Below are 20,592 nucleotides of genomic sequence, written 5' to 3'. Positions count from 1 at the left end.
CTCGACGATTCCCAAGCCTTATCAAATGGAGATACACATGGGTCGACTCAATGGAAAAGTTGCCGTTATCACTGGCGCAAGCCGCGGCATTGGCCGCGCCACCGCAAAGCTGTTTGCGGCCGAAGGCGCGAAGGTCGCAATTCTTTCGCGGACATCCGACGGCGTCGAACGCGTTGTCGCGGATATCGTCGAAGCGCGCGGCACCGCCTTCGGCGTCGTCTGCGATGTCGGTGAAGCCGATCAGATCACGGCCGCGGTGGACAAGGTTGTCGCTACATACGGCCGCATCGACATTCTCGTGAACAATGCTTTCGATGGTTCTGCGGTCTCGTCTTCGGTCATCGACCTTTCGGTCGAGCAATTGCAACGAAACTTCGACACCGGGCCGATCGCATATCTACGCTTCATGCAGGCTTGTTATCCTCACCTGAGAGAAGGCGGAGAAGGGCGGATCATCAATTTCGGTTCGATGGCCGGCACCGTGGGGTTGGCTGGCTACGGTCCGTACAACATGGCCAAGGAGGCGGTGCGCGCGCTGACTCGCACGGCGGCACGCGAATGGGGTGCCGACAACATCACCGTGAACAACGTTCTGCCGATCGCGGACACCTGGGGCGCAGCGGAAAAGGATATCCCTCCCCCGACAAACGCGCTCGCTCGTTTCGGCTCGCCGGAAGACGACATCGCCCCGGTGGTGCTGTTCCTGGCCAGCAGGGATTCCCAATTCATTACGGGATACAGCCTTACCCCCGACGGCGGCGCAATCATCGACAGCGCCCGGTAACAGCCTTCGGCAACCGTCGATGAGCAAGGGGCGCAGCGTGTTGCGCCCCGATGTCCGGCATAGCCTCTCGACATGAGCGTTGGTTAACGATGCCGGTAGCGAAAGGCTTCGACGAAGGCGGAGAAAGCAGGGGATGGATGGCGCCGGCTGGGGTAATAGAGATGATACCCTTGGAATGTTGGCGCCCAATCCGCCAGCACTTCGTTCAGTTGACCGCTGTCACAATATTGCCGGACGAGGTCTCTCGGCGCATAAGACAGCCCCGCGCCATCGAGAGCGGCATTGATCGCCGGCCCTATGTTGCTCATCACGAGCTGGCCTTCCACACGAACGCTGAACTCGCGGCCATCCTTTTCAAACTCCCAGGCATAGAGAGCGCCTGACGTCGGAAGACGCAGGTTGACGCAATTGTGGTCCGTCAAGTCATGCGGGGTCGAAGGCACAGTGCGGGCCGCAAAATATTTCGGTGATCCGACCACGGCGTAAGAGACGTCGGGTCCAATGCGAACGGCCACCATGTCGCGCGCAATCGCTTCGCCGAGCCGCACGCCGGCATCGAATTGGCGCTCGACGATATTTGTAAAACCGTTGTCGACGATGAGTTCCACGGTGATATCGGGGTAATCCCGTAGAAATGCCGGCAGCCTCGAACGGAAGACCAGCTCCATTGCATCATCAGGGCATACGAGGCGGACTGTGCCCGAAGGCTTGTCGCGCAGCGCGCCGAGGGCGCTGATCCCGGCGGCGATGCTCTCGAAATGCGGCTGAATACTTTCCACGAGACGCGCACCGGCCGCCGTGGGAGCCACGTCACGCGTCGTGCGGGAGAGAAGCCGGACGCCGAGCCGGGCTTCGAGCGCGCTGATCGTATGGCTCAGCGCCGAGCGCGTGACTCCCAGTTTTGATGCAGCGCGCGTGAAACTCCGCTCCTGAGCCACCTCCAGAAACGCACGCATTTCCGTGAACTCGTCGCGCCGCATTGTTGAATCTCCTTCATCACGACATTCAGATTATAGCTTCTAGTCGCGCAAAACCAGTCCGGCTATCTTTTTTGGCAACGGACAGGAGAACATGCATGACCGTCGAGCTGACATTGAATGAGACCTCACTGACGGACGACACGGCGACCTCATGGTCTGCTGTGACCTGCCTCTCGCTTCTCACGTTCCTTCTGGTGGGGTTGGAATTTCTCCCTGTGAGCCTTCTGACCCCGATCGCCAGGGACCTCTCGGTGTCAGAGGGACAAGCCGGATTGGCAATCACCGTGTCGGGGGTCTTCGCGGTTATCACCAGCCTTTTCGGCAATGCCTTCCTGGCGGGGATCGACCGGAAGTCTGTCGTCCTGCTCTATACGACGGTTCTTGTTGCATCGAGCTTGGCGGTTGCCCTCGCACCCAACTTCCCTGTCTTTCTCGTCGGGCGGTCCCTGGTCGGCGTTTCGATCGGCGGCTTCTGGTCGCTGTCGACGGCTATTCTGGCACGCCTGGCTTCGGGCCGTGACCTGCCCAAGGCCATTGCGCTTCTTCAAGGTGGAACCGCATTCGCCCTCGTCCTTGCCGCGCCGCTCGGCAGTTTTCTTGGCGGGTTGATCGGGTGGCGCGGAACCTTCTTCATCACGGTACCGATCGGAATTGCGGCGCTCGTCTGGCAACTGGTCGTCCTGCCGAGGATGCCGGCGACATCAACCGTCTCGGCAGCCAGAATATTCGGGCTGCTGCGCAATCGCACTTTCGCGATTGGAATGGCGGCGACCGCTCTCGCCTTCATCGGCCAGAACGCACTGTCCATTTATCTTCGCCCGTTCCTCGAAGGCGTCACGGGGCTGGAATTGAATGTTCTGTCCATGGTGCTTCTCGGCCTTGGCGTCGGCGGACTGGCTGGAACCTCCGTCATTGGCTTCGTCGCCCGGCGCCACCTCCTGCTCGTTCTCGTCGGACTGCCGGCTGCTCTTGCGTTCCTTGCCCTGCTGCTGATCGCGCTCGGGCCGTTCGCCGCGGTTACGGCATCCCTGCTCGTCATGTGGGGATTTTTCTCGACGCCGCTTCCGGTCGCCTGGAACACCTGGATGGCCGCTATCGTCCCCGGCGAATTGGAAGCGGCAGGTGGACTGCAGGTGGCGCTGATCCAACTTGCCATTGCAGGCGGCGCTTTCGCTGGCGGCATGCTGTTCGACACCGCGGGATGGTGGAGCACCTTCCTTCTGGCCGCCTGCCTTCTCGCCGGTTCGGCTGTCCTCGCCGCGCTCGCCGGTCGCCGCTCCTGAACCTTCAGAAACCTCAAAACAGGAGATCATCATGTCCCAAGGAATCGAAAACAAAGTGGTCGTCATCACCGGGGCAAGCAGCGGGCTTGGCGAAGCCACCGCGCGTCACCTTGCCCAGCGCGGCGCTTCGGTCGTCCTGGGGGCGCGGCGTAGCGACCGCATCGCTAAGCTGGCTGAGGAGCTGTCCGCCAAGGGCTATAGGGCCAAGGCAGTCCAAACCGACGTCACGGATCGACATCAAGTCAAAAAGCTCGTCGACACGGCCGTCAACGCGTTCGGTCGCATCGACGTGATGCTGAACAATGCCGGCCTGATGCCACTTGCGCCGCTCGAACGGCTCAAAGTTGACGAGTGGGATCGCATGATCGACGTCAACATCAAAGGGGTGCTCTACGGCATCGCAGCAGCGCTTCCGCACATGAAGGCGCAGAAGTCGGGGCACATCATCAACGTGTCCTCCGTCTACGGTCATGTGGTCGATCCGGATGCCACCGTCTATTGCGCGACGAAATTCGCCGTGCGCGCCCTCTCGGAAGGGCTGCGGAAGGAAGTGAAGCCGTACAACATCCGCACCACGATCATTTCACCCGGCGCAGTGAGCACCGAACTCCTGGAACACATCAGCGAAAAGGACATCCAGGCGGGCACCAAGGAGTTCGTCAGCAGGATCGCCGTCAGCGCGGACACGTTCGCCCGAACGGTCGCCTTCGCGGTGAACGAACCAGATGATGTCGACATCAACGAAATCCTGTTCCGGCCCACGGCTCAACCTGTCTGACGCGAGGCGCGCTATGTCGATGACATCCAAGTTCATGAGCCGTCGCGCGGTGCTGGGCGGAACCTTGGCGGCCGCCGCTCTCCCTCTCGTGGCGCAAGGGCAGGACGAGCGCCGCCCGGCGGATCCCGAGGCGACAGACGTCAGGATCAGGATAGGCTTCAACAATCTAACCCTGACCGCGACACTCTTCGATAATCCGACGGCGCGCGATCTTGCTTCCATGCTGCCCTTGAACCTTAAGATCGAGGACTACGGCAGGAACGAAAAGATCGTCCATCTGCCGCGCAAGCTGACCGAAGAAGGCAGCGGTGCTTTCGGAAACGAGCAGCCGGGCGACCTTTGCTACTTCAAACCATGGGGTAACCTGGCTCTCTTCTACGCGGATTACCGCTGGGACGGGCTGATCCGGCTCGGCCGCTTCGACAATGGCTTTGAGCCTTTGCTGGTGCGCGGCGAGTATCCGGTCCGCATAGAACGCATCTGACAAGGGCTTTATGGCCGGAGATATCAATTCGCCTTCCTCCCAAGCATGAAAGAACCCCATAGACGATAAATTTCCAGAACCAGAAAGCCGCGACCGGCTTAAGCCAGCAGAGGCGCTCGACGGTACGCCTCCGTCTATTCGATGATCTCGATGCAGAAATCTATAAAGGCCCTGACCTTAGCCGGAACATGCTGACGCGAGGGATAGAAGGCGTAGAGCGGGAATGTCTCGTCCGACCAGTCGGGAAAGAGATTCACGAGTTGCCCATTGTTCAGATAATCCGCCATCCCGAGTGAGAAGACTTGCGCGATGCCTATCCCCGCAAGGCAGGTCGCCAAAGTCGTGCCGGCATCGTTGACTAAAATGCGGCTGCGGGTCTCGATCGAGACGACCTCTTCACCCCACCGAAGCTCCCATTCGAAAGGCCTTGCAGTCAGCGGGTCCTGGAACTGGATACAGGTATGCTCGCTCAAATCCTGTGGATGGCTCGGCCGACCATGTCGCTCGATATAAGCGGGAGCCGCAATCGTGATCACGCGCGTCTGCATCAACAGACGCGAAATAAGCGACCTCTGTGCAGGCTCGCCAAAGCGCACCGCGACGTCCATGCCATCTGCAACAAGATCGCCGATCTCGTTGCGGGTGATGATCTCGATCTGGATATCCGGGTAACGATCGAGGAAGGCGCCGAGCCGCGGGCCGAGCACAAGGCGTGAGAAATATGGGTCGACATTGACTCGCAGTCGGCCACGCACCGCCTGTCTGGCGCCAACAGCTGTCTGCGCAGCCTCTTCGATGCCGCTCAAGAGTGGGGCCACCTGTTCGTAGAACCGCGCGCCGTCATCGGTCAGCCGCATCGTGCGTGTTGTCCGGTCGAGCAGCCGCAGACCGATCCGCCCCTCCAGTCGGGAAATGGCGCGACTGACACCCGACGCCGATAGTCCCATTAGCTCCGCCGCCCGCGCGAAACTTCCGCTCTCGATAACGGCGGCCAGTACGCTCACGCCACTCAATAATCGTCCGTCAAACATCGCGCATCCGTGATTTTTAGTCATCAATCATGTGACAGAAGCGCGCTTCAGTCAAATGCCGCCAAAGGACATGATCAGCATAACAAACCGCCACCCTGCTGGCGGTGGAGGCAACAAAGGAGTCTAACCATGTTTGTGATCACCGGAGTAACAGGCCAAGTCGGAGGCATTGTCGCCGCGCGTCTGCTGAAGGCGGGAGTGCCGATACGCGCCGTCGCGCGCAATGCGGAGAAAGCAGCGGAATGGAAGGACAAGGGCGCGGAACTGGCCTTGGCCGAGATGACTGACGCCGATGCGCTCACCAAGGCTTTCGCCGGCGCCGACGGCGTCTTTCTGCTGATCCCGCCGACCTTCGATCCGACCCCCGGCTTTATGGAAGTGCGCGCTGTCATTGCGGCCCTGAAGACCGCGCTTCTTTCGTCTCGTCCCGCCAAGGTCGTTTGCCTCTCCACCATCGGCGCGCAGGCCAGAGAACCTAACCTCTTGAGCCAGCTCGGTCTCGTCGAACAGACGTTATCTGCCTTGCCAATGCCAATCGCCTTTCTGCGTGCCGGTTGGTTCATGGAGAACACGGCCTGGGATATCGCGCCGGCGCGCGAGACCTGTGTCCTCTCGAGTTTCCTGCAGCCGCTCGATCAGCCCTATCCGATGGTTTCTGTCCTCGACGTCGCAGCCAAGGCGGCAGAACTGCTGCAGCACGAGTGGGTGGGCAAGCAGGTCGTCGAGTTGATGGGGCCAGAGGGCGTCACGCCCAACGATATCGCCGCTGTCCTATCATCCATCCTCGGCAAACCCGTCCGGGCGGAGCCGGTCGCCCGCGACACCTGGGAGCAGATTTTCACCGATCAGGGCATGCAGAACCCCCTCCCGCGGATACGTATGATCGATGGCTTCAACGAAGGCTGGATCCGGTTCGAGGGCGAGCCGGTGAAGGGCACGACAACACTGGACACAGCCATGGGCCGTCTGATTTGCCCCGGCCGATAAACAGCTGAAAGGCCGTGGCGGAGAGCAGCCACGCCCTTTCTCATGCAACCTCTGATAGGGTCGACCCCGGATTTTGAACTAAGGGACTACCCGAAGACTACCGGATTGGACGGCAGACATGCGGCCTAATGCGGTTTTTTAATTTCACAGTAGACAATGCTGCGGTTTGAGCCGGGCCAAACAGAGACCTTCACATCCGCCCCGGTCACGCTTTCACTGGCGATCAAGCCCATCTCTCGTTCCGACCGCAACAGCAGCGCCCAGTTCATAAATGTCTCCATATAACCATCGACGTCCGTCTCCGGAGAGAAGTTGGCAAATAGGAATGTGCCGCCAGGCTTCAGCATGCTGACGCACTTCCTGGCCAGCCTTACGGCTACCGCGTCCGGCAAATAGTCGTAGAGACCCGCGGCATAGACGAAATCGAACATTCCCAGCGCATGCCTCCCACCGAGCAGGGATTTGACCGACCCGTTCACCGCTTCGACGGACGTGCCGGCGAAATCGCGGGCGACGGTTCCAACGCTTATCGGGTCTTGATCCAAAGCTACCCAGCGTCTGATCGAGCCGGCGCTGAGAGCGCGCGACAAAGGCCCCTCACGAAGATGCCCGGCGGCGATGGCGAGGACTTCGGTGGAACCAGGCCGGGCCGAAGCGATTTCGTCCACGCGGCGAGCCAGAATGTCTCGACGCTCCCTTACCGCGACGGATGACGAAGCATTTCGAGTGTAGGCGTAGATCGAACGTCCCAAGTTGCTCGCTGACAAGACGGCGTCCTCGATTTCAGGTCTGCCGTATATGAAGTCGAGAAGGCGTGCGTCGCCAGAATAGCCGCGCGGTTTTTCGAACGACCAGCGGGTCAATGGATCTTGATGAAGATAGTGAGCAACGGGATGGGATTGCGCGATCGGAACGATGACGTCCCACACCTCCGGATGAAAGCGCCGCCGTATCTGGTGCAAGGCCTCGGCAAGACGCTCGATGATCGCATTGGGCTCGACGCCGGACTTGAACTGACGGATCGACACGTCAAGGCTGAGGGCAAGCTCGGCTCTGGCAACGATCAGGTGGCCGGGATCTGGGGCAGCAACCCTCCTTGCCACCCGACGAATTTCGCCGGGCGCAACAAGACTTTCACCGTCCAAGACCAGGCTTTGTGCCATTTCGAGATCCCCTTGATATAGCGTTAAGCATAATCAACCTCGAAATAGGATGCGACTAGAATCCACACGGGATAAGGGTAATTCTACTCTTGCGGGTCAGATGCTACCCCTCTAACAAAGCTAAGCAATAAGACAAACCGGTTGCAGGTCGCCGAACGCGATTTTGGAGGGCGCCGAAGTATGGCTTACTTTTCAACATACTTTAGATGGCTGTCAGGCCGGCGTCGTTGCATGATCGCGGCTTGCACTAATGTCCAGAGTGACGAATCAACCGCCAGCTTTTCATTCGCCGAGGCTCTCAAATCTCTGAAAACTGAAAATGATGCTGTCCGGAGGCGGAGCTCTCGGCAAGGTCTTTGGATGGCGGTTGCCGTTTATGTGGCCTTCGCACTTCCCGACCGATGGCTGATCCCTGACGTTGCTCCTATGACGATCGCCGCGCGATTCGTCGTTGCAACGATCGCGCTGCTGGCGTTCGAAATCCTGCGACTGGCAAATGCGAAAACCGTCTGGCTTGACATCACGTGCGCCGCTGCACTGCTCGTGGGCTATGTAGGCTGGCTTTACCCGGCGATTGCTACCCGCGACGTCACCGCCATGTCATACTACATGATATTCGGCGCCATCTTCATGATGGGCGCCAACCTGTTTTTCAGTTTCCCGTTTCGGCTTTCGGTGATCACCTCGGGCCTCGTTCTATGCGCATTTTTCATTACGATCGTGGAATTTTTTCCTTCAAGCGAAACCTACAAGCTTGCCTTCGGGATGTTCTACATTTCGTGCTTTGCCTTCACGTCTTTCGTCAATTGGCGATTGAACGTGGAGCGTCGAAACGTGTTGTTGAACGCAGCGGAGGCTCGCCACCAGCACTGGGAAGCGTCCGAGCGCGGAAGATCACTGCTCGAGCTTTCACATACCGACTACCTGACAGGCATAGGCAACAGACGCGCACTGGATCGGCGGCTCGACGAATGCTGGGCCGCCTGGAAAGACGAACGCCGCGACTTCTCCGTGTTCCTCATCGACGTCGACTTTTTCAAGCGCTTCAATGATCGCTACGGACATCAGGAAGGAGACCGATGCCTGACTGTCATCGCCAATGCGCTGAAGGCGGTTGTAGGCTCGTCCGATGGCATGATCGGCAGGTATGGTGGCGAGGAGTTTATCGTGGTCATGCCGGCTGCCCTTCCCAAGGTTGCGATGACTCTCGCCGAGAAGATCAGAATGGAAGTCGAGTCTCTTGCGATTGCTCATGACGAGCGACCAGATGACATGTCGACCGTAACCGTCAGCATCGGCATCGCATTCACCCGCGAGAAAGTTGGAGAGAAAGTTGAACGAATAGTACGTGAAGCCGACCTCGCTCTCTACAATGCCAAAGCAAGTGGCCGAAACTGCATTCGCAGTTTTGATCCGTTTTTGCCTCGCCCCGACGACCATGCTGGCAAACTCGTCCCGCTGCTGGCGGCCGCTATCGATCGCAAACTGGTCTCGCTCGTGTACCAACCGATCTTCGACGTGACGAACGGGAAAGCAAGAGCTGTCGAGGCTTTGATGCGCCTCAGGATGCCGGACGGCACCGCGGTTTCGCCGAAGACATTCATTCCGGTTGCTGAACGAAGTGGCGCTATCCTCGAACTGGGCAGGTGGGCGATCGAGACGGCATGCCGGGATATACTGATGACCGATCGCATGGCGACCGTCAGCGTCAACGTGTCGCCGATACAACTGCGTTCCCCCGGCTTTGCTGCCAGTGTCGCTGATATCCTTGCTCGATGCGGGGTCTGCGGGTCGCGACTAGCCTTGGAAGTCACCGAGGGCCTGGACATGGATATGCAGTCGGAGGTGCTTAAATGCATTGCCGATCTGCGGGCACTCGGCGTCGAGATCTGGCTTGACGACTTCGGCTGCGGCTTCGCGGGCCTCTCTTGGCTGAGGGCAATCGAGTTTCAGACGGTCAAGGTCGATAGAACCTTCCTGCACGACTGCTCGAACCCACGCGGTTTGATGATGCTTCAGGACATGATTGCTCTCATCCGCAATCGTGGGAATACGATCCTGGTGGAAGGCGTCGAAACTGCAGCACAATTTTCCCTTCTCAAGGATCTCCGCATCGACCGCGTCCAGGGCTTTCATATGGGAATGCCGGTCAGCGCTGAACTTCTGAACGCCGCATAACTCGCCTCAAAGTTTCCAGATGGCTCAGCACGTTGCCGATGATCGGTGCGTGGCGCATGACGTCTCTCCAAATCGCGAATTCGGACCGGCGCGAGGCCGAACCCGATCAAAGCAATTGGAGCCATCTCGACGAAGGCTGCGCCGCTATTGCCGGAAGTCTTGCTTTTGGACGAATCAGGCCGTCTGATGCAGCGAGGTAACGGATCGCTGAATCAGACGAATATTCGGCGGTTGAACCTGGGAATGAGGAGCAGGATGGATCACGTCAATAGCCAGCAAACCTCGGCAAGCGAAGAGAGGGAAGCGCGCAGGCTTCAATACCTGACCTGGGAACACATTGCGTCCGACCTCCGTCATCCGGCCCACCTTGCCCGCAAGGCGGAACTCAGGCGATCATGCAGTGCGGAGCTAGCCGAAACGTCCTACATTGCCGAGAATGCCGCAATCTTCACCGAAAGCCTCACGATGGGCGAGCGGTCGTGGATCGCCGGGTACGCCCTCGTTCGTGGCCATGTGATCCTCGGCGACGATTGCACCATCAATCCCTATGCCTGTGTTTCCGGGAAGGTGACGTGCGGTCATGGCGTGCGGATTGCTTCGCATGCCTCGATCGTCGGCTTCAATCATGGCTTCGACGATCCGACTATTCCTATACACCGCCAGGGTGTCGTCAGCATCGGCATCGTGATCGGCGACGATGTCTGGATCGGCGCCAATTGCGTGATCCTCGATGGCGCCACGATTGGAAATGGTGCGGTGATCGCCGCCGGAGCGGTGGTCGCTGGAGACATTCCCGCCATGGCGATTGCCGGTGGCGTACCGGCCCGGGTGTTGCGGAGCCGAGGCTCGGCACCCCGGAAAACCGGCACCGGCGACATCGAAGATCAATTGGTGAGGCTCGGCCAGAAAGCGCAGGACCAGTGGCCGGACATCCTTGCACGCTGGAAAACGCAAGGATCCTATGAATCGCTGGAAGCGGACGGCATCCGCAGACCGGCGATCCGGCATCTCTGCGATGCAATCGAGATCGCTGCCGGCTTCGGCCACCTGCCGCCCGATCTCGATGCGGCGGAGACCGTCGAGCGTCTCCAAGGTCTGCAGGACCAAGAGACCGGCCTTTTCCCGGAAGAGCATGCGCGAATGCATGGCAAGGCGCTGAGGGATGACCCAAAGGCGCTCTATAACGTCCTTGCGGTTGGCTATGCGCTTGAACTGCTTGGTTCCGGTCCACGCCAACCGGTCCATGCGGTCGAGCTCGGCGCCGGGGAGCTGGATGAATGGCTGAGCGGCCTGCCCTGGTCGCCCCGGGCATGGCACGCCGGAAGCGTGGTCGATGCGATCGGAACCGCCATGTACTTCAATGCTAGGTATTTCGGCATCAGGCATTCACGGCAGGCGCTCTTCGAGTGGCTGAGCCGCAATGCCAACAGCGTTTCGGGACTGTGGGGTGAACCGACCGCGGCGGAAGGATGGCTTCAACCGGTGAACGGCTTTTATCGCCTGACGCGCGGCACCTACGCCCAGTTCGGCGTGGCACTTCCCCACCCGCACGCCTCACTCGAAACGGTTCACCTTAACTACCGCAACCACAAGGGCTTCGTTGCTGCAAAATACAATGCGTGCAACCTGCTCGATACGATTCATCCTCTGCTGCTGATTGCCCGGCAGACCGACTACAGACGAGCCGACGGCGAGGCGATCGCCCGCAAGGTCATATCAAGGGCTCTGGATAGATGGCGGGATGGCGAGGGATTCCCCTTTGCCGATGGTGCCGAACCGAGCCTGCAGGGGACGGAAATGTGGCTTTCCGTCATTCACCTGGCGGCCGATTTCCTGGGACTGGCGGATCGCTTCGCCTTCGTCCCGAAAGGCGTTCACCGAACGGCAGCTGTGGGACTGGGTTTGTGACTACGCTTCGATCACCCGTGCAGTGATGCCGTCAGCCAGGCGGCGGCAAGGTCGCGTGCGTTGCTTCGCTTGGCTTTGACGGGCACGATCACGTTGTAACGATCTTCCGCGGCAAGCTCGCCGCCGTCGACCTGCACCAGGGTTCCATCCTCCAGAAAGGTGCCCACCAGCATACGCCATCCCAACGCAATCCCTTGCCCTGCGCGCGCGGCTGCGATGGTTTCGGTATAGTGGTTGAACCGAAGCGACGGCTTTACCTCGAGGTTGGCGCCGGTGAGCGAAAACCACTGCGCCCAGCTATACCAGGAACGATCGAGAACATCCGTCTCGATGAATTCGTCGGCGGAGCCGAGCGCGCCATCTCCGCGACGCTTGAGATAGTCGGGGGAGCAGACGGGGCAGATGACGTCGCCATGCGAGGCGATGACGGTGCTATCGCTGAACGGAGGCACACCATATCGAACTGCCACATCGACTTCTCCGTCATCGAGAGCGATCGGGCTGTCCTGGGATATCACCCGCACCAGGATGCCGGGGTTCGCACGGCGAAACTCGGCCAGCCGCGGCAGCAGCCAGAAGGAAGAGAATGCAACGGTCGCCCCTATGGTCAACACGTCCTGGCTGCGCGACTGGAGCGCTTCCACGCTCTCGGCAATATCGGCAAAGCTCTTGGCCAGCGTGGCTCCGAGGTTGATGCATGCCGCCGTCGGCTCGATCGCTCGATGCTTGCGCACGAATAGGGGCTGGCCGAATTCCTCCTCCAGCAATGCAATCTGCCTGCTGACCGCCGCCTGGGTGACACCAAGTTCGGTCGCAGCCGTGGTGAAGCTCTTCTTTCTGAGCACCGCCTCCAGGGTCACCAGTGCCGTCAGCGACGGGATCCGTCTTCTAAAGTGCATCCCAGAATTCCTCATCGCATGATAAAAACTTATGCGAACCTAATTTTTTATGCCGTTGAAACAGCGGCACTGCAAGGGCAATCTAGGGAAACTCTCGCATAAGAGGTTCTGATGCTAAACAAGCTCCCATCTTCCATTTCTGCCCTTCTCGACGCTCGTGCCAACGGTCACTCCCTGCCGGCCGGCCTTTACGTCAGGGAAGACGTGTTCGAAGCAGATATCGACGTCTTCTTCCACAATCACTGGATCTGTGTCGGTCTCGATTGCGATGTTCCCGAACCCGGTGACGCCACGGTGATCGATATCGGCAAGACGAGCCTGATCCTTCTGCGTGACGACAACGGAGAAATTCGCGTCCTGCACAATGTCTGCCGCCATCGCGGCTCCCGCCTTCTCGATCCGGGCAAGACGATCGTTTCAAAACTCGTCTGTCCCTATCACACCTGGACATACGAACTGACGGGTGAGCTCAGCTACGCGCCTCACATGGGCAAGGACTTCGACAAGGAATGTCGGAGCCTCAAGCCCGTCACTTTCAAGTCGATCGGCGGGCTGATTTATGTCTGTCTCTCCGACAATCCGCCCGAGGACATTGCTATCCTCGAACAGGCCATGACCGAGCGCCTCGCCCCCTACGACATCCGGAACGCAAAGGTTGCCTTCCAAACGGATGTCATCGAGGATGGCAACTGGAAGCTCACGATGGAAAACAATCGCGAATGCTACCATTGCTCCGCCAACCATCCGGAGCTCTGTGTCTCCTTCGTCGATCTCGACTTCGGCTTCGACCCCGAGACGCTGAGCCCGGAGGATCGCGAACAGGCCGAGGAGCATTTCAGGCTGTATGAAGAGCGCACGAACGCCTGGGAGTCCGACGGCTTCCCCTCGGCGGCCGTCGAGCAGCTCGCCGACTGCGCCACCAACTTCCGCACCCAGCGGCTGATCATCGCAGGCGCTGGCGAATCCCAGACCCACGACGCCACCGCCGCATCCTCCAAGCTTCTTGGGCACATGACCCGCAAGGATCTCGGCGACACGCATCTTTGGGGCCACAACAGCTGGAACCACTTCATGGGCGACCATGCTGTGGTGGCAACCGTCATTCCGCTCTCGGCGGGCAAGACGCTTGTGAGAACCAAGTGGCTAGTCCACAAGGACGCCGTCGAAGGCGTGGATTACGATCTCGACAAGCTGACGGATGTCTGGGTCGCGACGACTGACCAGGACGCCGATCTCGTCGCGCGCTCCCATGCAGGCACTCTCGACCCGGCCTATCAGCCAGGCCCCTACTCCCGCTTTTCCGAGACGAATCTCGACAAGTTCGCCAGCTGGTACATCGATCGGATGCGCGCCCATGGATACTAGAAGCCCGCAGATGCCCGCAGCCAGGGCCGCCCTTCACGACGTCTGGAACCCGGAAGAAGACGACGCGCTCGTCTGCCTTGACGTCCAGCAGGAAACCCACGACGTCAAGACATTCACCTTCGCATCGCGCGAAGGCAAGCGGTTCGCGTTCAAGGCCGGGCAGTATTTTCTGTTCGACCTGGAACATAATGGAGACGCTGAAAACAGGTGCTACAGCATCTCCTCCTCGCCGCATCGGACGAACGCTTTCTCCGTGACGGTGAAGCGCGTTCCCGGCGGAAAGATCTCCAACTGGCTTCACGACACCCTGGTTCCCGGCGCGACCGTTAAGGCGAACGGGCCACTCGGCCACTTCGTCAGGCCCGAGACGGCGGGACGCAAGCTTCTGCTTTTGTCCGGTGGCTCCGGCATTACCCCCGTCATGTCCATTCTGCGGGAACTCGCCGACAGTTGCGAACCTGCCGACGTCGTCTTCATGCACGCGGGACGGACGCCGCAGGATCTGATCTTTCGCGACGAACTGGCCTGCATCGCCCGCAGGCTGAAAGGCCTTCGCCTGCATTTCCTCCCGGAGACCGTGGCCGGCGAGCCGTCCTGGCCCGGCCTGACCGGTCGCATTTCGAAAGACTATATGCGGCTTGCCGTTCCCGATATCGCCGAGCGAACCGTGATGTGCTGCGGCCCCGCCCCGTTCATGGCCGCCGCGCGCGGCATTGCCGCCGAACTCGGCGTGCCCGGCTCGAACTACCTCGAGGAAAGCTTCGACGCAGCGGTCATCGACGAGCCCGAAATCCCTGCGGCTCAGGAGGCCGCGGCGAGGGTCTTTCAGGTCACCTTCTCGAAGCAGGCCCGCAGCATCGAGGTAACAGGCGACCAGAGCGTGCTCTCTTGTGCGAAGAAGTCAGGCGTCAGGATCCCGTCGTCCTGCGCGAATGGCGTGTGCGGCACCTGCAAGTCGAAGCTTACGTCAGGCACGGTCGACATGAACCACAATGGCGGAATCCGTCAGAGGGAAATCGACGCCGGCTTCTTCCTGCCCTGTTGCTCCAAGCCGCTCAGCGATCTGGTCATCGAGCGGTGAACGCCGACATAACAGGGACTTACTTAGATGTTGCGAGATTGCGGGCTCAGTGCGCTCTCGAAGCGGCACGATGCTGTGACGGCGTTTGCCCGAATGTGCGCTTGAAGGTTCTCGTGAACTGCGAGGCGTTTTCAAAGCCGACATCCAGCGCGATCTCGATCAGCGGCGCCTTCGACTGGACAAGGATCGATTTCGCCCGCTCCATGCGAACACGATTGTAGGCCTTGGCAGGAGACATTCCGGTCTTGTCGATGAAGATCCTCTCCAGTTGCCGCCTCGACAGACCAACCATGGCGGCAAGCTTCTGGATAGACATGCTGCCATCGACGAACTGTTCCATCGTAATCATCGCCGCCTTGACGCGGGCGTCGTCATAGTCGTCGTACAGCGGACGCCGGGGCTGTATGTCGGCCGGAGCACGGGCCTTTTCGATCTGAAGGACCTCCAGCGCGTTTCGTTCGGCGTCGCGGCTGATACATTTTCGGACCAGCAACGCCGCCATGTCGGCGGAGCTGCTGCCGCCTGCGCACGATCCGCGCTGGCGATCGAGATTGAAGAGCCGATCGGAGCGAACGCTGAGGTCGGGAAACCGCTCCCGAAACTCCTTATAATGCAGCCAGCTCACACAGGACTCGTGCCGCTTCATCAGGCCAGCCGCGGCAAGAATGAACGAACCCGTGCACACGCCGATCAGCGGCACTTTCTTGGCGTCCGCCTGCTTGAGAAAAGCGATGGTCTCCTGGTCGACAGGGTTCTCCACCGTCAGAAGGCCGCCGACGACCACGATGTAATTGAACTTCGACGGATCGACGAAATCGGACGTGGGAGCGACCTGGACGCCACAACTCGAGGTGATCAGGTGCCGCGTGCTGCCGATCACCTGCCAGTCGGCAAGGACCCTTCCGGAACGATCCTGCTCGTCGCTGGCAAGCCGCAGCGTATCCACGAAGAGCGCGAAGGCGGACAGCGTGAACGATCGCGCCAGAACGAAGCCCACCTTGAGCCGCTCAGCCGCCCTCGCGGCGTCGTCTCCCTGCCGCTGCTGCCCGGATCGCATATTCATCCCCCTGCCGCCTGTAAGAGCGTGCTCATCGAATCCGAAAGACATGCGCTAGCGGATCATGATCGTCAATGAAAATGGGTTTGTCCAATGTTTCCCTTGGCTTCGATCCGGCTAGCCCGGGCGGCCGGCAGGCCGGCGCGCGGCCATCACGGAATATCTCGATATCCGGATAGCGGCGGCTTTGCTGGGGAGCACCGCGTCGGCGCTCCCCAGGGTCAAATCACGCGGCCAGGACGCCGCTCTTCTTGGCCATCCAGGTTGCGATGTAGTCCATAAGGCCAGGGTTTAGGCAATCGTAAGGCTCGAGGCCGGACGTCTTCAACTGCGCTCTCACGGCGTCCATCTTCGCGGGGTCGAAGCCGCTTTCGATGATCGACGACACGAAGGCCGCAAAGCCCGGCTTCGCCCAGCCGCTTTCCTGAAAGCGTTCCGGATGGACGAACGACAATCCCTGGAACGGATGTTCGCGCACGACCGGCCCATACATATGCACACCGCATTCCTTGCAGGCGTGGCGCTGGATCAAGGCTGTGGAATCGACGACGGCGAGCTTGTCGCCATTCTCCTGAACTTCGACGCTTTCGGTCGGCGCAACGGCCACGACTGAAAAGACGAAGCCGTCGGGCTTCCAGCACTTCGTGCAGCCGCAGGCGTGATTGTGGGCGATATCGCTCTTGATCCTGACCTTCACGGGGTTGCTTGTGCACTTGCAGACGAGCGTCCCGCCTGCGAAAGCAGCGTCAGTCGCCCGAAAGCCTGAATCCACTGCCGGATGTATGGCTATGCTGGTCATGGGTTTCTCCTCCCCTTCTGGGCCGTTTGCGATATGCCCGGCCAAGCTCTGCAATCAGTCTCCCAATCTCCGCGCGTGCCAGCGCAGATGGTCTTCCATGAATGTCGAAATGAAGAAGTAGGAGTGGCCGTAGCCTTCCTGCATGCGAAGCCGCAGGCTGATGCCGGCCGTCTCGCAGGCTTGCCTGAGCTCTTCGGGGCGCAATCCATCCTCCAGGAAGCTATCCCCCGTCCCCTGGTCGACGAGGAATTCGGGGAACCGGTGCCCGTCTTCGATAAGGGAGCAGGCATCATATGCCCGCCAGGCCGTCTCATCCGATCCGAGGTATTTCTGGAATGCCGGCTTTGACCAGCCGGAGACCGAGGGATGGCTGATCGGCGCGAAGGCCGAGCAGCTGCCGAAGCGTCCAGGGTTCTTGAGCGCGATCGTGATCGCGCCATGTCCGCCCATCGAGTGACCGAAGATCCCCTGTCGCGTCATGTCGACCGGAAACTCGGCGGCGATAAGCTTCGGCAATTCATCGACGACGTAGCTGTACATCCGATAGTTCTGTGCGAATGGCGGCTCGGTGGCATCGACGTAGAAGCCGGCCCCCTTGCCGAACTGCCAATTATCCGGTTCGTCCGGGACGGCATCGCCCCGCGGACTGGTGTCGGGGCAGATGATGATGATTCCGAGTTCTGCGGCAAGACGCCGATACTCGCCCTTTTCCATGACGTTGGCATGAGTGCAGGTCAGACCGGAAAGGTACCATAGAACCGGCAGCTTTCGTGCTTTGGCCTGCGGCGGCAGGAAGACCGCAAAGGTCATGTCGCAGTCGCAGACATCCGAGCGGTGGACGTAAACGCCCTGGGTGCCGCCATGAGAATTTTCGGTCGAGATCGTCTTCATGGCTCAGTACACGACCACGCCGCGGATGCTTTCGCCCTTGTGCATCAGCTCGAAGCCCTTGTTGATGTCTTCGAGCGGCATGGTGTGGGTGATCATCGGATCGATCTGGATCTTGCCCTGCATGTACCAGTCGACGATCTTCGGCACGTCGGTGCGCCCGCGCGCGCCGCCAAAGGCGGTTCCCATCCAGTTGCGGCCGGTAACCAGCTGGAACGGACGGGTGGAGATTTCCTGGCCGGCGCCGGCAACGCCGATGATAATGGACTTGCCCCAGCCGCGGTGCGATGCTTCCAGTGCCTGACGCATCACCTTGGTGTTGCCGGTGCAGTCGAACGTGTAGTCGGCGCCGCCGATCAGGTCGCCGTGGCGCTTCGTCAGGTTGACGAGGTAGGGCACGATGTCGTCGCCGACCTCCTTCGGATTGACGAAGTGGGTCATGCCGAACTTCTCGCCCCATGCCTTGCGGTCAGGGTTGATATCGACGCCGATGATCATGTCGGCACCGGCAAGACGCAGGCCCTGCAGAACGTTGAGGCCGATACCGCCGAGCCCGAAGACGATGGCCGTCGAGCCGATCTCGACCTTGGCGGTGTTGATGACGGCGCCGATGCCGGTGGTCACGCCGCAGCCGATGTAGCAGATCTTGTCGAACGGCGCGTCGGGATTGACCTTGGCAAGGGCGATCTCCGGCAGCACGGTGAAGTTCGAAAAGGTCGAGCAGCCCATATAGTGATGGATCTTGTCCTTGCCGATCGAGAAGCGCGAGGTGCCATCCGGCATCACGCCCTGGCCCTGGGTCGCGCGGATCGAGGTGCAGAGGTTGGTCTTGCGCGAGGTACAGGAATAGCATTCGCGGCATTCCGGGGTGTAGAGCGGAATGACGTGGTCGCCCTTCTTCACCGAAGTGACGCCGGGGCCGACATCGACGACGATGCCGGCGCCCTCATGGCCGAGGATCGCCGGGAAGAGGCCTTCCGGATCGGCGCCCGACAGGGTGAAATCATCGGTGTGGCAGATGCCCGTCGCCTTGACCTCCACCAGCACTTCGCCGGCCCGCGGCCCTTCCAGCTGCACGGTCATCACTTCGAGCGGTTTTCCTGCCTGAACGGCAACGGCGGCGCGAACGTCCATTTTGATATCCTTCCTCTTAAATTGAATTCTGATGCTACATATTCGAAGGGGCGGCTTCTCACCGATCTGCTTCGCTGCGTTACCGCCGAGACTTCAAGCTCTCGCCTTCGGGCTTTTTGTTCATCTCGGACCCATTGTCGTCAAGGACCCCATCACGTCTCCCGCTCAATCTGGCACCAGACAGCAAGCAGCGGCCGGGCTGTGCATCTTATCGCGAAGGATTGCCCGGCGTCGTTTGCAAAGACCGTGCCGATACCGGCAGAGAACCATTGGGAATTGCCAAGGCAGATTTCACCCGGCGAAAGCAGAATGAAGGCGCGGGGCTGCGTCTGAACATGATCGGGAAATCTTGTGTAGCGATCCATGTAGATCACGCCGACCCTGAGGTCGGCGCGTTCCTCCATGCCGCCGGGACCGACCAAGACCGCATGGGAGTGCGTATTGCCAAAATTCAGACTTGCAAACGGACCGGAGCGGCCGCGTCTCCAGAGCAGCTTATCGGCGAGACTCTGGAACTGGCCGGCGATCGCCTCGTATTTCCGTCCGGATTTCGCAAGATGGCCGATGGCGTCATCCAGCCCTTCCGGCGCACCGGGAAGAGGCCCGCCCTCCGGACGCACCTTGCCGGTCTTGAGCAGCCTCTGGAGAACCTTGCCCGCGACGAAGCTGGCGACGGCAGGAGCCTCCGCCGACAGCATCAGGCCGCCGACATCATTGAGGAATTCCTGCAGCGGCCGAGAGCGCCTCTCCCTCCCGATGTCGTGCAGCCGTATGTATGCCGGCTTTTCGTCATCGTTCAGGAGAAGGTCGGCACCAGGTTTGTTTGGACGTCCCACGACGCGCACCACGTTCGGTCTCCCCCGCTAGAGCGCCTTTTCCAATTCCGGCAAGACATCGAAGAGATCGGCGACCAATCCGTAGTCGGCGACCTGGAAGATTGGCGCCTCCTCGTCCTTGTTGATGGCGACGATGACCTTCGAATCCTTCATGCCGGCCAGATGCTGGATGGCGCCTGAAATGCCGCAGGCAATATAGAGCTGCGGCGCCACCACCTTGCCGGTCTGGCCGACCTGCCAGTCGTTCGGGGCATAGCCGGCATCGACGGCAGCACGGGATGCGCCGACGGCAGCACCGAGCTTATCGGCGAGCGGCAGGATGACTTCCCTGAACTTTTCGGCCGAGCCGAGTGCCCGGCCGCCGGAGATGATGATCTTCGCCGATGTCAGTTCCGGACGATCGGAGGCCGACAGCGCATCGCCGACGAAGGTCGAAAGCCCAGGATCGGAAACCGCCGGGATCGCCTCGATCGTTGCCGAGCCACCTTCGGGCGCAGCAGCAAAGGATGCTGTGCGCACGGTGATCACCTTCTTGGCGTCCGTTGCCTGCACCGTCTGGATGGCGTTGCCGGCATAGATCGGCCGCTTGAAGGTGTCGGACGAGATCACCTCGATGATCTCCGAGACCTGGGCAACGTCGAGCAGGGCTGCGACGCGCGGCAGAACGTTCTTGCCGACGGAGGTCGCGGCGGCAATGATTGTGTCATAGGCGCCAGCCAGCGAAACGATCAGGTCACCGAGCGGTTCGGCAAGGTTGTTGGCGAGTTCGTCGCTTTCGGCCAGCAGCACTTTCGAGACGCCGGCAAGCTTGGCAGCGGCATCGGCAGCAGCCTTGGCGGCCTTGCCGGCAACCAGCACATGCACGTCGCCGCCGATCTTTGCGGCTGCCGTCAGCGCCTTGGCGGTCTGGTCGGACAGGCTTGCATTGTCGTGGTCAGCCAGAAGAAGAATGGTCAT

19 protein-coding genes are annotated in these 20,592 nt (G+C 60.4%); 9 read left to right on the top strand and 10 right to left on the bottom strand.

The annotated features are described in order from the left end of the window. Positions 1-37: 37 nt before the first annotated feature. Positions 38-784: an SDR family NAD(P)-dependent oxidoreductase gene (locus GR198_RS09290; protein ID WP_164026131.1), complete on the top strand. Its 747-nt coding sequence runs from the start codon at positions 38-40 to the stop codon at positions 782-784. An 83-nt stretch (positions 785-867) separates the two neighbouring features. On the opposite strand, the gene GR198_RS09285 is transcribed toward GR198_RS09290, so the two are convergent. Next, positions 868-1,764 (bottom strand): LysR family transcriptional regulator, encoded by an 897-nt coding sequence (locus GR198_RS09285; RefSeq protein WP_164068497.1) that lies wholly within the window; start codon positions 1,762-1,764, stop codon positions 868-870. 95 nt (positions 1,765-1,859) lie between these two features. On the opposite strand from GR198_RS09285, the gene GR198_RS09280 reads away from it, so the two are divergent. Genes GR198_RS09280 through GR198_RS09270 form a run of 3 tightly spaced genes read left to right on the top strand, consistent with a single transcriptional unit; the run spans position 1,860 to position 4,309 of the window. After that, positions 1,860-3,047 carry an MFS transporter gene (locus tag GR198_RS09280; protein ID WP_164026015.1) on the top strand — a complete coding sequence of 396 codons (1,188 nt, stop codon included), beginning with the start codon at positions 1,860-1,862 and terminating at the stop codon, positions 3,045-3,047. A 31-nt stretch (positions 3,048-3,078) separates the two neighbouring features. Continuing rightward, positions 3,079-3,825, top strand: coding sequence for an SDR family oxidoreductase (locus GR198_RS09275; protein WP_164026012.1), 747 nt, complete (start codon positions 3,079-3,081; stop codon positions 3,823-3,825). A gap of 13 nt (positions 3,826-3,838) precedes the next feature. Next, positions 3,839-4,309 carry a cyclophilin-like fold protein gene (locus GR198_RS09270; RefSeq protein WP_164026010.1) on the top strand — a complete coding sequence of 157 codons (471 nt, stop codon included), beginning with the start codon at positions 3,839-3,841 and terminating at the stop codon, positions 4,307-4,309. A 134-nt stretch (positions 4,310-4,443) separates the two neighbouring features. Here GR198_RS09270 and GR198_RS09265 read toward each other — a convergent pair whose 3' ends face one another. After that, positions 4,444-5,340 (bottom strand): LysR family transcriptional regulator, encoded by an 897-nt coding sequence (locus GR198_RS09265; RefSeq protein ID WP_062942359.1) that lies wholly within the window; start codon positions 5,338-5,340, stop codon positions 4,444-4,446. Positions 5,341-5,469: 129 nt separating this feature from the next. On the opposite strand from GR198_RS09265, the gene GR198_RS09260 reads away from it, so the two are divergent. Further along, positions 5,470-6,327, top strand: a complete 858-nt coding sequence (locus tag GR198_RS09260; protein WP_029871384.1) for an NmrA family NAD(P)-binding protein — start codon at positions 5,470-5,472, stop codon at positions 6,325-6,327. A 125-nt stretch (positions 6,328-6,452) separates the two neighbouring features. Here the strand turns inward: GR198_RS09260 and GR198_RS09255 are convergent, their stop codons facing one another. Then, complete coding sequence (locus tag GR198_RS09255; protein ID WP_164068495.1) at positions 6,453-7,490, bottom strand: class I SAM-dependent methyltransferase; 1,038 nt, start codon at positions 7,488-7,490, stop codon at positions 6,453-6,455. Between the two features lie 180 nt (positions 7,491-7,670). On the opposite strand from GR198_RS09255, the gene GR198_RS09250 reads away from it, so the two are divergent. Together GR198_RS09250 and GR198_RS09245 are read left to right on the top strand one after the other, a co-directional pair. After that, complete coding sequence (locus GR198_RS09250) at positions 7,671-9,668, top strand: putative bifunctional diguanylate cyclase/phosphodiesterase (protein ID WP_164068493.1); 1,998 nt, start codon at positions 7,671-7,673, stop codon at positions 9,666-9,668. Between the two features lie 255 nt (positions 9,669-9,923). After that, positions 9,924-11,576, top strand: coding sequence for an acyltransferase (locus GR198_RS09245; protein ID WP_164068491.1), 1,653 nt, complete (start codon positions 9,924-9,926; stop codon positions 11,574-11,576). Positions 11,577-11,587: 11 nt separating this feature from the next. On the opposite strand, the gene GR198_RS09240 is transcribed toward GR198_RS09245, so the two are convergent. Then, entirely contained in the window at positions 11,588-12,475 is an 888-nt protein-coding gene (locus tag GR198_RS09240; RefSeq protein ID WP_164068489.1) for a LysR substrate-binding domain-containing protein, read from the bottom strand. Positions 12,476-12,586: 111 nt separating this feature from the next. On the opposite strand from GR198_RS09240, the gene GR198_RS09235 reads away from it, so the two are divergent. Both GR198_RS09235 and GR198_RS09230 read left to right on the top strand, forming a co-directional pair. Continuing rightward, positions 12,587-13,840, top strand: coding sequence for an aromatic ring-hydroxylating oxygenase subunit alpha (locus GR198_RS09235; RefSeq protein WP_164068487.1), 1,254 nt, complete (start codon positions 12,587-12,589; stop codon positions 13,838-13,840). A gap of 10 nt (positions 13,841-13,850) precedes the next feature. Continuing rightward, positions 13,851-14,921 (top strand): FAD-binding oxidoreductase, encoded by a 1,071-nt coding sequence (locus tag GR198_RS09230; protein WP_204337077.1) that lies wholly within the window; start codon positions 13,851-13,853, stop codon positions 14,919-14,921. 46 nt (positions 14,922-14,967) lie between these two features. Here GR198_RS09230 and GR198_RS09225 read toward each other — a convergent pair whose 3' ends face one another. The 6 genes from GR198_RS09225 to GR198_RS09200 form a co-directional block, all read right to left on the bottom strand. Beyond that, positions 14,968-15,978: a GlxA family transcriptional regulator gene (locus tag GR198_RS09225; RefSeq protein ID WP_164069041.1), complete on the bottom strand. Its 1,011-nt coding sequence runs from the start codon at positions 15,976-15,978 to the stop codon at positions 14,968-14,970. A 226-nt stretch (positions 15,979-16,204) separates the two neighbouring features. Continuing rightward, on the bottom strand, positions 16,205-16,777 hold the full coding sequence (gene gfa / locus GR198_RS09220; protein ID WP_164068484.1) for an S-(hydroxymethyl)glutathione synthase: 573 nt from the start codon (positions 16,775-16,777) through the stop codon (positions 16,205-16,207). Between the two features lie 54 nt (positions 16,778-16,831). Beyond that, on the bottom strand, positions 16,832-17,668 hold the full coding sequence (fghA, locus tag GR198_RS09215; RefSeq protein ID WP_164068482.1) for an S-formylglutathione hydrolase: 837 nt from the start codon (positions 17,666-17,668) through the stop codon (positions 16,832-16,834). Positions 17,669-17,671: 3 nt separating this feature from the next. Then, positions 17,672-18,799: an S-(hydroxymethyl)glutathione dehydrogenase/class III alcohol dehydrogenase gene (locus GR198_RS09210; protein ID WP_003551033.1), complete on the bottom strand. Its 1,128-nt coding sequence runs from the start codon at positions 18,797-18,799 to the stop codon at positions 17,672-17,674. A 152-nt stretch (positions 18,800-18,951) separates the two neighbouring features. After that, positions 18,952-19,647, bottom strand: a complete 696-nt coding sequence (locus GR198_RS09205; RefSeq protein WP_164049259.1) for a dimethylsulfonioproprionate lyase family protein — start codon at positions 19,645-19,647, stop codon at positions 18,952-18,954. Between the two features lie 15 nt (positions 19,648-19,662). Then, on the bottom strand, positions 19,663-20,592 hold the full coding sequence (locus GR198_RS09200) for an electron transfer flavoprotein subunit alpha/FixB family protein (protein ID WP_164068480.1): 930 nt from the start codon (positions 20,590-20,592) through the stop codon (positions 19,663-19,665).

Origin of the sequence: Rhizobium leguminosarum, assembly GCF_010668065.1 — a bacterium.
GTDB classification, from domain to species: domain Bacteria; phylum Pseudomonadota; class Alphaproteobacteria; order Rhizobiales; family Rhizobiaceae; genus Rhizobium; species Rhizobium leguminosarum_S.
Note: the sequence above shows the minus strand (reverse complement) of the source record. Positions and strands in the feature narration are given on the sequence as shown.

Bases quoted from the DNA above. Each gene is read 5' to 3' on its own strand.
- GR198_RS09290 (WP_164026131.1), top strand. From the start codon at position 38: ATGGGTCGACTCAATGGAAAAGTTGCCGTTATCACTGGCGCAAGCCGC.
- GR198_RS09285 (WP_164068497.1), bottom strand. From the start codon at position 1,764: ATGCGGCGCGACGAGTTCACGGAAATGCGTGCGTTTCTGGAGGTGGCT.
- GR198_RS09280 (WP_164026015.1), top strand. From the start codon at position 1,860: ATGACCGTCGAGCTGACATTGAATGAGACCTCACTGACGGACGACACG.
- GR198_RS09275 (WP_164026012.1), top strand. From the start codon at position 3,079: ATGTCCCAAGGAATCGAAAACAAAGTGGTCGTCATCACCGGGGCAAGC.
- GR198_RS09270 (WP_164026010.1), top strand. From the start codon at position 3,839: ATGTCGATGACATCCAAGTTCATGAGCCGTCGCGCGGTGCTGGGCGGA.
- GR198_RS09265 (WP_062942359.1), bottom strand. From the start codon at position 5,340: ATGTTTGACGGACGATTATTGAGTGGCGTGAGCGTACTGGCCGCCGTT.
- GR198_RS09260 (WP_029871384.1), top strand. From the start codon at position 5,470: ATGTTTGTGATCACCGGAGTAACAGGCCAAGTCGGAGGCATTGTCGCC.
- GR198_RS09255 (WP_164068495.1), bottom strand. From the start codon at position 7,490: ATGGCACAAAGCCTGGTCTTGGACGGTGAAAGTCTTGTTGCGCCCGGC.
- GR198_RS09250 (WP_164068493.1), top strand. From the start codon at position 7,671: ATGGCTTACTTTTCAACATACTTTAGATGGCTGTCAGGCCGGCGTCGT.
- GR198_RS09245 (WP_164068491.1), top strand. From the start codon at position 9,924: ATGGATCACGTCAATAGCCAGCAAACCTCGGCAAGCGAAGAGAGGGAA.
- GR198_RS09240 (WP_164068489.1), bottom strand. From the start codon at position 12,475: ATGCACTTTAGAAGACGGATCCCGTCGCTGACGGCACTGGTGACCCTG.
- GR198_RS09235 (WP_164068487.1), top strand. From the start codon at position 12,587: ATGCTAAACAAGCTCCCATCTTCCATTTCTGCCCTTCTCGACGCTCGT.
- GR198_RS09230 (WP_204337077.1), top strand. From the start codon at position 13,851: ATGCCCGCAGCCAGGGCCGCCCTTCACGACGTCTGGAACCCGGAAGAA.
- GR198_RS09225 (WP_164069041.1), bottom strand. From the start codon at position 15,978: ATGCGATCCGGGCAGCAGCGGCAGGGAGACGACGCCGCGAGGGCGGCT.
- gfa (WP_164068484.1), bottom strand. From the start codon at position 16,777: ATGACCAGCATAGCCATACATCCGGCAGTGGATTCAGGCTTTCGGGCG.
- fghA (WP_164068482.1), bottom strand. From the start codon at position 17,668: ATGAAGACGATCTCGACCGAAAATTCTCATGGCGGCACCCAGGGCGTT.
- GR198_RS09210 (WP_003551033.1), bottom strand. From the start codon at position 18,799: ATGGACGTTCGCGCCGCCGTTGCCGTTCAGGCAGGAAAACCGCTCGAA.
- GR198_RS09200 (WP_164068480.1), bottom strand. From the start codon at position 20,592: ATGACCATTCTTCTTCTGGCTGACCACGACAATGCAAGCCTGTCCGAC.